A 14,020-nucleotide genomic window follows, 5' to 3' on the forward strand; every position below is an offset into this window, starting at 1 on the left:
AGTAAGTAGGAGTGTAACATGACGTTAAAACAAAAAATCATCATACTCGGTTGTAGTATCGCCTTAATTGCAGGCGTACCGCTTTTTGCAAAACCTAAAACGGTTTCCGTTGCGGTCTTCGTACCTGGAATTGTCAAAGGAAACCCGACGTATGAATTGCTCGTAGAGGGTGTGCAAGACGCGAAGGCGCAGCTGGATAAAAAAGGTACACCGATTACCGTCAAGGTTGTAGAAGGCGGTGTGAATCAGGGAGAATGGCAAAACGGATTGACGGCGCTTGCCTTAAGCAAAAAGTATGATCTCATTATCAGTTCCAATCCTTCGTTGCCGGCCATTGCAGAAAAGGTGCTGCAATCCGCTCCCAAGCAAAAATTCTTGCTGTTGGACGGCTACCTTGCCGGAAACGCTCAAATAAAAACCGTCGGATTTAATCAGTACGAACAGGGTTACCTCAACGGTTACTACGCTGCGCTCATCAGCAGCAGTTCGATGAAGAATGCAAATGCTGCGTATAAGATCGGTCTTCTCGCCGGGCAGGAATTTCCGGTTATGAATGACAAAATCCGGAAAGGCTACTTGGACGGAGCAAAAGCCGTCAATAAAAACTTTGAGCTGGATTTCCGTGTCCTCGGTAATTGGTATGACGCAGCAAAAGCCTCCGAGCTTGCCGCTTCGATGATTAAAAACAATGTGGATGTCATCTTAACAATCTGCGGCGGCGGAAATGCCGGCGTTGTGGCAGCCGCCCGGGAACACGGCGCGTATGTGATGTGGTTTGACCGGCCGGGCTATTCCTACGGGAAGGACATTGTCGTCGGCTCAACGGAGGTCAGCCAAAAGACAGCCTGTACCGATTCCGTGATTGCCTTTGGGGAAGGACGCTTGGAGTTCGGCACATCGGCAGAACTCGGCATAAAAGACGGTGCGGTAAACTTTGCCTTTGAAGGAGTACCTTCCGCCGTACCGGCAGACATTACTCAAAAAGTAAAACAACTGATAGACGGCGTTAAAACCGGAGCATTGACCTTATCCGCTCACTAGGATGCCTTTGTGTTTTCGACGGAAAACTTACGCTTTACGTTTCCGGAAAACGGTATTACCGCTGTAGACGGGGTAAGCATTGAGTTTGAGGCAGGTAAGATACATGCGCTGTTAGGCGAAAACGGCGCCGGAAAGTCAACGCTTGCCCGCCTCTGTACCGGTCATTTACAGCCGGACAGCGGGCGCATCCTTTACAATGGTGAAGCGCTGAACTTACGTTCCGCTGCGGACGGTATTGCACGGGGTCTTGTGCTGACGCCGCAGCATCCGCAGCTTTCGGCGGAGCTTACGGTATGGGAAAATCTTGCAATCGGATTACATACTGCAAAAGATATCGCTTCTGACTTTCTTTCGCCCCAAAAAACTCAAAACGCAATTGCGACGGCGCTCGCCTGCTACGGTATCGTGCTGCCGCTCACCCAAAAAGCGGAAACGCTCGATACGGCGCAGCTGCACTGGGCGGCAATCGGAGAAGCGCTGCTTAAAAATCCTTCCGTATTCTTTTTGGACGAACCGTCCGCCTCCTTTAGTCCGCAGGAAATTACCCAGCTATACGGCATACTCCGCAGCTGCGCGGACAGGGGCGCGTGTATTATCGTAGTAACACACCGCATTCAAGAAGTGTTGAGCTTTATGGACACGGTGCATATTCTGCGGAACGGCAAGACGGTTTGGAACGGTTCGATCGATTCTACCGTAAACGCAAACCTCCTGCTGCAAGAAATTTTCGGTTCCGAACAGGCGGAATGGACTGCCGCCAAAGCAGCATCGGATACTCCGCCGATTCAAGCCGACTCCGGTACAGCCGCCGGTTCATCAAACATTACTACTCCATCGCATACAAATACGCCGCAACCCGACACGGTCTCTCCGGCATCGCAGTTCCAAAGTTCTTCTACATCGCAGTTTCAGAATCCTTCGGCAAAACCGGCGGCGGGGCTGACCGTTTCGCATGTTGCCGCCGTCAGCAGCAGAGGAGTCCGCTTTTCGGATTTTTCAATCGATGTTCCGCACGGAAAGATAACCGGCGTCGTCGGCATAAAAAAACAGGGGCTGGAGCTTTTAGAATATCTACTGGTCAACACGCTCAAGCCGGACAGCGGTACTATCCGGTTTGACGGGCAGCCCCTGAGCCGCATACCGCGCGAAACCTACGCCTACATCCCCAGCAAGCGGATGAGGAACGGCATTGCCGGCAGACACAGCATTGCGGAAAACCTCTACGTCCGCGCACGCGCCTTGCTGTACCGCTTCGGTATTTACTCCCCCGCAGCGGTTGAAGCATGGAAGCGCAGCTGTTCATTCGATATTCCCCGTTCGTGGAAAGATTCGGTGTTGAGCTTATCCGGCGGTATGATCCAAAAACTGATTTTCAGCCGCGAACTCGACAATCCGCCGCCGCAGTTGGTTATCTGTGCCGAACCCTACTGGGGGCTGGACAGGAAGGTACAGCTTGCGCTGCTGCAGCGGCTCCGCAATCTCGCTGAAAAGGGGGCGGCGGTTATCGTGCTCACCTCGGACGTAGACGCTGCGCTTGAAACCTGCGACCGTATTCATGTATTATACCGCGGTGTCCTGACCCGCTTTATGGAACGTTCCGCATATAACCGCGCGGAAATCATTGCGGCGATGATGCAGGCGAGTAAAGATGAATAAAGATACGCAACAACACCGTCTCAAAAAAGCAGCCCCGCTTTTAAACAGTATTATTTCGGTAACCGCAAGTGCAACCGCAGCGGCAATCTGTTTGGCGGCGCAGAGCGAGGAACCGCTCGAAACGCTCATCGCGTTTTTTATTTCCCCTTTCACCAATACGTTTTATTTCGGCAATATGCTCGACCAAGCCTCCCTCATTTTGCTCTGCGCAATGGGTTTTATCCTTCCGGCAAAGGCAGGCTTTTTCAACCTCGGCGGTGAAGGGCAAGCGTATCTCGCCTCGTTTATCGCGGTAGAATTCGCATTGCTGACTCCCCAGTTCCCGCAGCCCTTCGGCCTTATCACCGGATGCATACTCGCAGCTCTTTGCTCCGGCGTTTTAGGTTTTATTTCCGCTTTTTTGAAACAATTTCTCGGCATTACCGAACTGATCAGCACCTATTTATTATCATGCGCACTGCTCCCGCTCATCGACTACGGCGTGAATGACATATTCAGGGATTCCTCAAGCAATCTGATGGCAACCCCGTATACAAGCGAAGCGTGGTTCTTCACTTCCTTTTGGAATCCTTCGACATTGAATAGCAGCATCTTTTTTACGGTGATAATAACGGCGCTGCTTTTCTGGATGTTCAAGCGTACCCGCTACGGTTACGAACTCGGATTAACCGGCAATAACCGCGCCTTCGCACAATCCCAAGGAATTAAAGTCGGCTCGATTTCAGTCTTGGCGCTGACATTCGGCGCAGCATCCCACGGACTTGCGGGCGCATTCAGCGTATACGGCTCGCGGCACTATGTTTATGCGGGCATTACATCGGGACTGGGCTGGAGCGGCATCTCCGCAGCGCTTATCGGACGCAATCATCCGTTGGGTGCGGTATTCGGCGCGCTCTTTTTTGCGTGGATGGAAGCAGGCGGCAAGGCTGCGATGCTCCAGACAAGCACTTCTTTTGACCTTTCGTCAATTGTGCAGGGGATTGCGTTTATATTGATAACGGTTGATTTTTTCCGGCAAAAACGAGGGAGAAAACCTTTATGATAACCGCGATTACTTTGATTGCACAAGCCGCGCCGCTGCTGATTGCCGCCTGCGCTGCCCTCGTTTCGGAATATGCAGGGCTGTTGAATGTCGGGATAGAAGGACTGATGCTTTTAAGCGCCTTTACGGGAATCGGCGGAATTCTATTAACCGAAAGCCTCGGCGGTCTTATTCCGGGACTTGCCGTCTCGCTTGCGTTGGGTGCAGGGTTGAGTATGTTTATTACCTATCTTGCTATCTATCGTAAAGCCAATATCTACATACTCGGACTTGCGGTAAACTTAACCGCCGCAGGCTTTGTTTCGATACTGAGCACACGGTTTTTCGGTAACCGGAGCATCGTTGCGCTGCCGCCGGAGCTGCTGCTTCAGCCGCAGCTCGTCAAAACGGTGAGCGCAGCGCTCGCCGTTTTGACCGGCCTCGGACTTGCGCTCTTTTGCCGCTACACCAAAACAGGCTTGCGGATAAAGATTCTCGGAAAAGACTCTGCATTTTTGGATTCGATTGGGGTGCATACCGCACGGTTAAAGATAGCGGCAATGGGTATGTCCGGGGCGGCAGCGGCGTTGGCAGGCTGCCTGTTATCCCTCCAGCTGGGAGCCTTTGTTCCAAACCAAAGCGCCGGCAAGGGGTGGATTGCCCTTGTGCTTGCGTATGCAGGAGGACGCTCCGTTATCGGAACAATCTGCGCCGCGCTGCTGTTCGTCTATCTTGAAAACACCATCGCGGCGGCGCAGATCGGTATGGAACATCCGGCGCTTTTAATCGGCCTGCCTTTCGTGCTCGGACTCTTCCTGATTATCGCCGAAAAGCTGATTATCCGCCTATGGAAGCGGTATAGGGGGAAATGATTGATAAGGAATTATCTTATCGCTTCCACCTCGGCTTGGCTGAGTCCTGCAATTTTGCAAATATCGTCAAGCGGATAGCCCATAGTAAGCATTGTTTTTGCTGTTTCGAGCTTTGCTTGGCGGGAACCGCGTGCCTCGCCTTCGGCAAGGCCACGCTCAAGCCCTTTTCTCTCCGATTCGCTTATCATCGATAACCGATCGCTCTCATATTCCCATGCTGCTTCATACCGTTTCCGTTCTTGCTCATCAAGATAAAAAATATCCATCACTTGGTTTGCTTTCGTCATTACCGCATTTCCCTGTGCAAGCATTGCTCTCTTCTCCTTGCTGTCTGTTTTGATAAACATAAGCCATTTTTCTAGGCTTGTCAAATTATCTTTTTGTAGCTTTGTTAAGTCTAAAAAGTGAATCTCTAATAACTCATCTAAGAGTGTTTGCTCTTCACTTTCCCGTATCTGATAGATCGAATGTACTTTCCGACTTAGCTTAAAAGGGCTATTCACTACATTGATTGCAATACATTTTTTTAAATTTCCATACTGTAAACCACTGCTGAAATGCTCATGGATCAGTTTAGAACAATAAAAGATACTGCGCTTCGGGTAATAGTCAAAGTAAGTATTCTGCATTTCTACATCAATTTTGCGGCCGTCTTTTAAACGAATTTTTATGTCGAGCCGACCGGTTTTTTCTTTATAGAAACGCGGAAGCTGTTCGGTATTCTCGATACGGACATCATCAAAATCATCTTTACCCAAACTCGTAACCAATGAGATAAACTCAATCATAATATCTTTGTTTTCTTCGCTACCAAAAAGCTTTTTGAATGCGTAATCGTTTCGAGCGGTAAAACGCAACTGCTGAGTTATAATAGATTTTCTCATTCTCACCTCCTACAGTACTTATGCGACTTTTGGAGATTTTTGGCTAAGAAAATTAAAGGTGATAGGGTATTTTTCTATAATTTAAAAGACATAAAGGCTTCGGTAATGGCATCATTACCCATTATTGCTACCCGAATAGAATCTTAGGCACTGTCAGTGCTACGGACTTGCCGTTGTATGTGTATGTAATCCGCTCGGTTGCATCATCGAGGATAACGGCGGCGGGTTTGAGTTTCGGCGCAAGGGCAAAATAGGCGGCGACTTCGGAAAGACCTTTTTCTATCGGGAATTTTTCGCTCAAGTCGTGCAGCGAAAATTGAACGGCGCTATGGAGAAATTGACTGCGATACTGTTCAATATGTTTTTTGAGCAAGGCTTCATCAATATAAAATTGATTAAAAATACCGCTTCGCTGCAGCAGCGCTGCCGACTCTTGCTCGGTGAATGATACGATCGGTTCAAAGCTTTGGTTAAGCGGCGGAAGAATAAGCGTCCGTGCCTGCGGGAAAGAGAGTTTCAGCCTGGTCTGAATATAAAAATCATCAGGAAAAACAATATCACGTTCGGCTAATTCAAAGGCTTTCGTCTTGATAAAAGCAATAAGTTCGGTCAGCTGTTTGTGATCACCGCAGTCACGCGAAAGCAGCACACGGTTGAGCCGGTGCGTCAGTGAATGGTTGGTGTCGATAATCTTCCGTCCCGCTTCATGCAGATATTGCTTGAGGTGCAGCAGGAAAGAATCCTCCCATGCAATGCCATGCTCGGTTACCTGTGCGATAATCGTCCGGGTTAAGTGATTGATCTCGTTTTTACCGGCATCGGCTGCAAGAAAATCCCAAAAAGAATCGAAGGTTTGCCCCTGCGGAGTTTCCTTCATTTCCAAATTGGCATCAAGGGCGTAGCCAAGCACCGCGCCTTTTGTTTCGCTCACCGACTGTTTTTTGTATACATCAGCAAGAATGGTTTTAAAATTTTCTTCTACCTGCCGGAAATCCGATAAGAGTTCGCGTGCCGCTTTTGAAACTTCACGTAACCGTTCAACCATTTGCACCGGCGTATACACTTCCACCTCTCCGGTTGTTTTAATTGCATCTATACGTTGCTGCAATGCTTCTTTCTGTTTTTCAAGTTCTGCAATTTGTGTTTGAGGATCGTGCGTAGTGTTTTCCGAAAGCTCTCTGAGTTTATGCAGAATATCTTGAAAGCGGGATTCTGTACCGATAAACGTTTTTGAATCCATCGTATCAAGCCAGGTAAACAGCCGTTCCACCCCCGCGCTCAGTTCGATAATCACATCCTGCCGCTCATTATAGTATTTTTTGATATAGCCGGCCTTTTCCGAACACCATTTATTCGCTAAAAAATGGGCGCGCGCCTCGATGCTTTGCATTGCGAGTCTGAACTCTTCGCTGTTTTGTATTTCTGCTGTTTCCCCATCATACCAATCGTCGATACTGCTATTGTCAAGTCCGGAAAATTCCTGCGACCGCAAAAAATCCGCCAGCAGCGTTTCAAATCGATCGGCATTAATCGTTTGCAGATTCCGCTCTCTAAATATTTTAAAAAGAAATGAAATAACCGGTGCGGGATTCTTTGAACGTAAAAGCCGCAAACCCGAATCTTCCGCAATTAAGGTTGCTATATATGCACTGTCAGAGCTTTGCATAACTATTCCTTATCGTTATAAGTGATGCGAGTCTTTCCTTGATAAAATCCTGCGGAAGGCGTTCCTGCTCAAGTCTGTTGCACTTCGGGTGTTCCCGCAAATAACGGAAAAGGGTTAACTCTTCGGCGGTGAGATAGAGGTCTGCGCTATTCCGCTTAGAGGATTTTCCGGGAACGGCAAACTGCGCGAATGTTTGGTAAGTTGTGCTATCCATACAAAATGAGGTAACGTCCGGAAAGATTGCGCGAAATTCCGACAGGATTTCAAAACCGTGTTCGTCTATATCCCCGAAGTAATAGAGCTTCTTTTGACGTAGATGGATATTGTGCTGTAATTGTACGGCGGCAAATCCCGAACCGAAAATACAGAGCCCTTTAGGAACGGCGGGGAATGTTAAATACACCAGCAGATTTTCAACAATAAAAATAGTATCGACGGAATTAAAGCGAAGTGTTGCAAACGCTTCAAGCGGTAGTTGTACTTCACTACTTTTGAGCGTTTCTCCCGCAATAGTTACGCTGATTATATCATCCAATAAACGGAGACGGATAAACGACGGTGCCGTGCGAACTCCCCATTCGGCATATATAGCTTCCGTAGTGTTTTGTAATTTCGTTACTTTTTCTCCCGCGCTACATCCATTGCAGGATTCAGCAGCGAGCGGTTGTGCTCTATCACTGCTCTGTCCACCGGTTTCATCTCGATGCCTATCGCTTTTGAGTGCACAATAGAGCGAGAAAATGAGTGCACGGTTTTGTTCGATAAACTTTGTGTGTACCGGAAGCGGAATTTCGCGCAGATATAATCCGCACGGGCTATGATGTATAAACCAATCCGCGCATAAAAAAAGCTGCTTCCAATACTGTGCCTCAAACGACTCGGTTAAAACGGAGCTATGCTTGACCGTCCAGTTATGCATAATATCTGCAGCATCAAGTTTGAGGCATTGCGTTTTAATATGTTCGAGATTTGTTTTGAAATTGCAGGCTTCCGTTTCTTTTTGAATAAATCGCAAAAAATCAGCTTCGCTTTCAAATAGGATTTTTTCAATAACGGTCTGCATGCCCTTGCTGCGGGTTTTAACGACAGAGCTCACCACCGTGTAGCCGAATCCCTTTACCTGCTTTGAATGCCGGTACAGTTTTTCCGCTTCCGTTTTCCGCATGGCAAAATCATCCTTTGCGGAACCTCGTGCCGCCGGAATATGCAACGGAAAAAAAGCGTCGTCTCCATTAAGTACGGAATACAGATACGGTACGAATTTATGCTCGGCTTTTTTTCTGATCTCGTCAACGCTAATCATACTGTCCTTTGAAAATATACGGCGCATCTACTGCGTCATACGCTGAAAATAAATGCTCAACGTATCAAAGATACGCCTCCGCTTTATTTTCAGCTATCTCCTTGTATCTACACCGTCTATTTTCAAAGGCGGTGATTCTATTTAATGCAAGTATCATTACAAACGTATCAGCAATACTATCTGATGCATTTACCTCATACCGTGAAAATAATACCCCTTACAATATACCGCTTGTAGTTACTCTTTCCTTTTCTTTTTGATACCGGTCAATCGTGATATTCAGTAGGCGCGAGGTATTATCGTTATGCTTTTCGGTAATGTGAACCGATGCGATATAATCTTCTACGATGTTGATTTTATCCATCGGTGTTACGAGAATCATCTGGAGTCCGATCTCTTTAAACAGCTCCATTGCATAGCACGAATTGTCCATATCGATTTTACTGAATACCTCATCGATGATCACCAGCCGTAACGAACATCCTTCTCCGCCGGTAATGCCGAATTGAAATGCAATTGCCGATGCTAAAATCGTATAGGTTAATTTTGATTTTTCTCCGCCCGACAAACTTGCAGAATCTTCGTAATATTGTTTTTGCGTATTGTCGTTGAGATAATATTCAATAGCGGCAAAATTAAACCACTGGCGCACATCCAGCACTTTTTTACGGCGCGGATCATTTTCTTTTAAGTAGGCAATCAGCGTTTCAATTTTTTTATACTCTTCAAATTCCGAACCGGATGTGCGGTTAAAGATGGATGCGGAGTCAGGCAATGCGGCTAACAACAGAGCCTGAAAATCTTTTATGGACTGATCGGTTGTTTTGCGATTTTCCAGCTTGATATACGTCGGAGGATTTTTGCTGTAGGGAATTGTTTTTAAGCTTTTATTCAATTCCTCTATTCCGACAATAATCTGCTGACGTCCGGTATCAAGTATGGTCTTAAAATTGGTAATATCGTTTTTTACGTGCTCATTAAAAATAAGCTTAAATTTTTTCCGGCACGAAGGTAAATCATCGCGGTTCACTCGATCGTAAAAGGCTTGAAAGTCTGCAAGCCCCGATACTTCTGCTTGGAAGTCCCGTACATCAGCCTCCCACGACGGAAACTTTCGTTTTATATCCGGCTTAGGGTTTTTCACTGCGGACATTTTTTCGCGGACTTTCCGCTCTGCATTTCTGACAGCTGTTTCTGCCTGTTCGCTCTCTTTATTCAATGCCAATTCAATCCGATCCCGTTCGGTATCAACGGCTTCAGGCTGTTCAAAAGTTTTTTGTACACTGAAATGTTCTGCAAAAACAGCGAGCGCTTTTTGTGTTTCTTCACTTTCCTTATCGGCATACTGATTCAACTGAGCGGTACAGCGTTCCTCTTTGATGCGGATATCCGTCAGCTGTTGTTCCGCTTTTGACGATGTTTCAATATAACCGGTACGCGCTTCTTCTTTTGTTTGCTTCTCAATTTGCAAACCTTGCAATTTATTTTCAAGCTGCCGCAATTCTTTGTCTCCGCGGAGGATAGCTTCCTTTTCTTCAAGAGACGCATTCAATGCAGCTGAATATTTCTGCACATCAAGATCATCCCAGAATTGAACTTTTTCCAAGCCGGCTAAAATAGTAAGCTGATCGGTTATATCATCTTGTTTTTTCTTGCTGTCTTCCAGAGCGATATCGTCTTTCGCAATTTCGTTTTGCAGTTTTTTTAAGCTGAACGAAAGTTCCTGCCGCTTTTGAATATTATCCCAGCCAAGCACAAATGCTTGCCGACCCGGCTGCTGCGGGCGGTCGTCTTTTTCATGGCGTATTTTTGACTTAATTAAACCCGTCGAGGTAAGCGCCTTGGCTGCCCTGCTAAATGCTTCCGTATCATCAGTACAAATATAATCGAATGTGTCATACAGATACGCTTCAAGCCAATCGGAAAGTTCATGCTTTTTTTGTATCTCTAATTTCGCAATAAGTGAATTTTTTTCAGGGAAACTCTTTTTCAGCTGCGGTTTGGTATCTGTTTTAAGGTAGACGAGCCGTCCCCGTAAATTATGTGTTGCCGCATACGTATTCACTTTTGTATAGAGGTGAGGAGGCACCAGCAGACATAACGCAAAGTTATGCAGCAGTTTTTCTATCGCGGCTTCCCATCGGCTTTCTTCTTTTGCGACCTGCAATAGCTCTCCGGCAAACACCAGTTCTTTTTCCGAGCAGCCGATATGTGCGCATATTTGATCCCGTATCCCGATATTATGCGCAGGGATATTCGTTGTCCGTTTACTCAGCGATTCCAATTCTTCGATAATTGCTTGTTTTTCTTTTTTATTTTCCTGATTTTGCGCATTCCGTTCAAGGCTTGATTTATACAGCAAATCTCTTTCCGCACTCAGCTGTTTTTTTAATTCCGGCAGCAATTTGATATTTTCGTTAAATTTCTTTTCCGTTTGCGGAACTTCCAAAGATAAAACACGGGCGCACTGTTCATAGTCCCGCACATTATTCCGGCATGTCTGCAATTTTAATTCAACAGATTGAATTTTATATTCAATTTCTTTGATCAGAATTGCCGTGCTGTTTTTTTGAATAACTGCTTTGAGCGAATCCATATCGGCCTCAAGCTGTTTTATTTCAGCTTCAAGTATATTTCTTTTATTATCAGCGAGCAACTTTTCTTGTTGTAAAACAACTATTCGTTTTGTAATCGTATCCAGGACCGTTTGTATATACCACAACTGTAAAATCATTTTGAACTGTTTTAATGTTCTATTCTTTTGCTCGCAGTCTTCAAATATTTTTCCGGCATCTAAAATTTCCTGCAGTAGTCTGAGCTGTTCTTGTGCTTTTTCTATCTCGTTGTATATCTGAGAAAGCTCTTCGTAATGCTTTACCAAATCATCAAAATCGCGTTCGGTATCGCGACTTTCAAACATATAGGTTCTGATAAAGTCATTTAAGTTGCCGACTCCTTTCAGTCCAACCGTTTGCGAAAAAAGATAGAGAGCCCGATCCGAACGTAAACCTGCAAGCTGAGAGAATGCTTCTGCATACGGGGCATAATTATCGACGTAAAATTTGGTTCCGAATACTTCGGTCATGCGTTTTTTCCAATTGCTCTGCGGTGTAAAATCAATCCCTGCTTTTTGTATCTCTTCAATTGAAAGCCGCGTATGTGTTATCGAATAGATTTTTTGCAAGGCTCCGCCGCCGGAAAAAAACCGCACTTGCATAAGCGTTATCGGCCTTTGATCATCTCCCAACACAAAGCAGCCGAGCAAAATAGAAATACAATTTTCTTTTGTGCGTAAATTTTTTGCAGTGCCGGAGGTAAATTCTTCCTCGCGTTTGTTCCCATACGTACCCAGCACATAGCTGATTTCATCACGTTCCCGTTTGCTCTCCGCTCCGGCAGATTGGTTATAAAAGCGCTGCCGCGGCGGCACGATAAGCGACAAAAAAGCATCCACCAGCGTCGTCTTCCCGGAACCGTTTAAACCGGTCAACAGCGTCGCCTTTTTTCCGCACCGCATCGTATACACTTTTGAATCAAAAACACCCCAGTTGTATACTTGAAAAAAATCAAGATACATTCCGTTTTTATCAATATCTTCGGTTTTCAATAAATCAAATTGCATTAGCCGTTCTCCTAAGGTAAACGCATCAGCCATTTTGGAGTATATTCCCGCAAAATGAGAGGCTGTACCACCAGAGTTTCGCCACTTTGCGGCTCAAATGGTGTTCCAACCTCTTATTTTGCGATATGTGGTCTGGGTGGCTGATGTGTTTACCTTGCTTGTTTTGAAAAAAAATAGGCCGTTCCGTAAACATTAACTATTACCCTATTATTATCCTTAGTTATTCTCTTCAACACGCCAGTATCCGTTTTTATCGGCGCCGACACGGGTGATGTGTCCTGCTTTTTTTAACTCTGCAAGTTTGCGACTTATTGTTATCCGCGATTTTCCTGTTTTTTTTGCAAGTTCTTCGTAGGAAATAGCAGGATTTTCTTTAATACAGGTTAAAATCATATTTACAGTATCATTTACAGTATCATTTACAGTATCATCCTGTTTATTTTCTTGTATCGTTTGCATAATGATTTCAAGCATAAAGTCTATAAAAATCCCGGAGTCGTTTGCTGCCGTACTGTGTTCCAATGCTCTGTAATAGGCAGCCTGATTCTTTAAAATCATATTTTCTATCGGCAGATGTATAAACAATGGATTCCATTCTGCTAGAATACGTGAATGCCAGAGCCTCCCCATTCTGCCGTTACCGTCTTCAAAGGGATGAATAAATTCAAACTCGTAATGAAATACACTGCTTTTAATAAGCGGATGAGCGTCCGTATCTTTGAGCCATTGAAATAAATCATCCATCAAAAAGGGTACCCGATCGGCAGGAGGAGCAATATGACTGATGCCGTCTTTTCCCGCAATACAGACACCGCCGTACCTAAAATGCCCCGGATGATCCACAAGACCAAACGTCATCAATTTATGTGCTGCAAGTAAGTCCTCTTTTTTATAAGGGTTAAAGGACATACATTGTTCATAGGCTTGAATTGCATTTTTGACTTCTTGTACCTCTTTTACCGGCGCGATGATATGCTTTCCTTCAATGAGAGCCGTAACTTGTTCTTCCGTTAGTGTGTTCCCTTCGATCGCAAGCGAACCCTGTATCGTTTTCATCCTATTGATTTTCCGCAAGCATACGCTATCAGACTGTTCAAATCTGATCTTCAACCGCTCCATTGCGGCAGCTATCTGAGAAATAAGATTGATCGCTTTTGAGGTAATTTTAAACGGCGGTTCGTATTGCATTTGTATTCATTATACCGGATTTTTGACAATTTCTCTACCTTGCACTTTTATGTTTTTTAATAGCAACTCTTTCAAAAAAAGGATATACTGACTGTGAAAAAGGAGAGCAGTCATAGGAGGCTGAATGATGACGGCACAGTGGGCAGCAGTCTGTATAAAATTGTTACAAGGGGCTATTTACGAAAATGAGGAACCTGAGGCATGGAAGCTCTTGCAGCAATACCAGCGTGAAATTGCCGCATATTTTGACCAAATTGGTATCAGCCTCTTTATTGAACCGGCCGACGGCTACGCATTTTTAGAGCAAAAAGAGAGCGAAGAAGGGGATTCTAAAGCTGTCAAACTTATCCGGCATTATCCGCTGTCATTTGAGTTATCATTGCTGTGTGTACTGTTGAGGGAGGCCTTGGAGCAGTTCGATGTTTCTCAAAACACATCTTCAATTTTAGTACTTAAAGCAAGTGAAATCCGTGGAATGCTTTCCATCTATTTTAAAGAAAAAACCGATCAAACAAAACTCTATAAAGAATTAAATAGGTATTTAAATCAAGCTGTCGATATGGGCTTTCTTAAAAACTTGAGCGAAAAAGACCTCAGCAAAACCGGCGATGCAGATATCGACCCCGCATATGAAGTCCGCAGAATAATACGGGCAAAAGTCAGTGTCGATTTCTTAGCCGAATTCAAAGAGCGGCTGCAAAAGCTTTAGAAACCGGCTAAACCAATATTTCCCGGCAGCCGGTTTGCTCTTTTCGTGAGTTTTAATA

At 45.4% G+C, this 14,020-nt stretch carries 10 protein-coding genes; 5 read left to right on the plus strand and 5 right to left on the minus strand.

Features of this window, described 5'->3' with window-relative positions; translation table 11 throughout:
• The first annotated feature begins 18 nt into the window (after positions 1 to 18).
• Genes E4N66_RS11480 through E4N66_RS11495 form a run of 4 tightly spaced genes read left to right on the plus strand, consistent with a single transcriptional unit; the run spans position 19 to position 4,590 of the window.
• Positions 19 to 1,041 carry a BMP family ABC transporter substrate-binding protein gene (locus tag E4N66_RS11480; RefSeq protein WP_253728117.1) on the plus strand — a complete coding sequence of 341 codons (1,023 nt, stop codon included), beginning with the start codon at positions 19 to 21 and terminating at the stop codon, positions 1,039 to 1,041.
• A gap of 9 nt (positions 1,042 to 1,050) precedes the next feature.
• Positions 1,051 to 2,697 carry an ATP-binding cassette domain-containing protein gene (locus tag E4N66_RS11485; RefSeq protein ID WP_253728118.1) on the plus strand — a complete coding sequence of 549 codons (1,647 nt, stop codon included), beginning with the start codon at positions 1,051 to 1,053 and terminating at the stop codon, positions 2,695 to 2,697.
• Positions 2,690 to 3,739 carry an ABC transporter permease gene (locus E4N66_RS11490; protein ID WP_253728119.1) on the plus strand — a complete coding sequence of 350 codons (1,050 nt, stop codon included), beginning with the start codon at positions 2,690 to 2,692 and terminating at the stop codon, positions 3,737 to 3,739. Before E4N66_RS11485 ends, E4N66_RS11490 begins: the two co-directional genes overlap by 8 nt.
• Positions 3,736 to 4,590, plus strand: a complete 855-nt coding sequence (locus E4N66_RS11495) for an ABC transporter permease subunit (RefSeq protein WP_253728120.1) — start codon at positions 3,736 to 3,738, stop codon at positions 4,588 to 4,590. Before E4N66_RS11490 ends, E4N66_RS11495 begins: the two co-directional genes overlap by 4 nt.
• 11 nt (positions 4,591 to 4,601) lie before the next feature.
• On the opposite strand, the gene E4N66_RS11500 is transcribed toward E4N66_RS11495, so the two are convergent.
• The 5 genes from E4N66_RS11500 to E4N66_RS11520 form a co-directional block, all read right to left on the minus strand.
• Positions 4,602 to 5,474: an Rpn family recombination-promoting nuclease/putative transposase gene (locus E4N66_RS11500; RefSeq protein WP_253728121.1), complete on the minus strand. Its 873-nt coding sequence runs from the start codon at positions 5,472 to 5,474 to the stop codon at positions 4,602 to 4,604.
• Positions 5,475 to 5,601: 127 nt separating this feature from the next.
• Positions 5,602 to 7,140, minus strand: coding sequence for a DUF3375 family protein (locus E4N66_RS11505; protein WP_253728122.1), 1,539 nt, complete (start codon positions 7,138 to 7,140; stop codon positions 5,602 to 5,604).
• Entirely contained in the window at positions 7,127 to 8,470 is a 1,344-nt protein-coding gene (locus E4N66_RS11510) for a DUF3322 and DUF2220 domain-containing protein (protein ID WP_253728123.1), read from the minus strand. The genes E4N66_RS11505 and E4N66_RS11510 overlap by 14 nt, the downstream gene beginning before the upstream one ends.
• A 190-nt stretch (positions 8,471 to 8,660) precedes the next feature.
• Positions 8,661 to 12,065 (minus strand): ATP-binding protein, encoded by a 3,405-nt coding sequence (locus E4N66_RS11515; protein WP_253728124.1) that lies wholly within the window; start codon positions 12,063 to 12,065, stop codon positions 8,661 to 8,663.
• Between the two features lie 216 nt (positions 12,066 to 12,281).
• Positions 12,282 to 13,253 (minus strand): Fic family protein, encoded by a 972-nt coding sequence (locus tag E4N66_RS11520; protein WP_253728125.1) that lies wholly within the window; start codon positions 13,251 to 13,253, stop codon positions 12,282 to 12,284.
• Between the two features lie 124 nt (positions 13,254 to 13,377).
• Between E4N66_RS11520 and E4N66_RS11525 the strand changes: the two genes are divergently transcribed.
• Positions 13,378 to 13,962, plus strand: a complete 585-nt coding sequence (locus E4N66_RS11525; protein WP_253728126.1) for a DUF4194 domain-containing protein — start codon at positions 13,378 to 13,380, stop codon at positions 13,960 to 13,962.
• The last annotated feature ends 58 nt before the right edge of the window (positions 13,963 to 14,020 follow it).

This window comes from Treponema sp. OMZ 857, assembly GCF_024181085.1.
GTDB lineage: Bacteria > Spirochaetota > Spirochaetia > Treponematales > Treponemataceae > Treponema.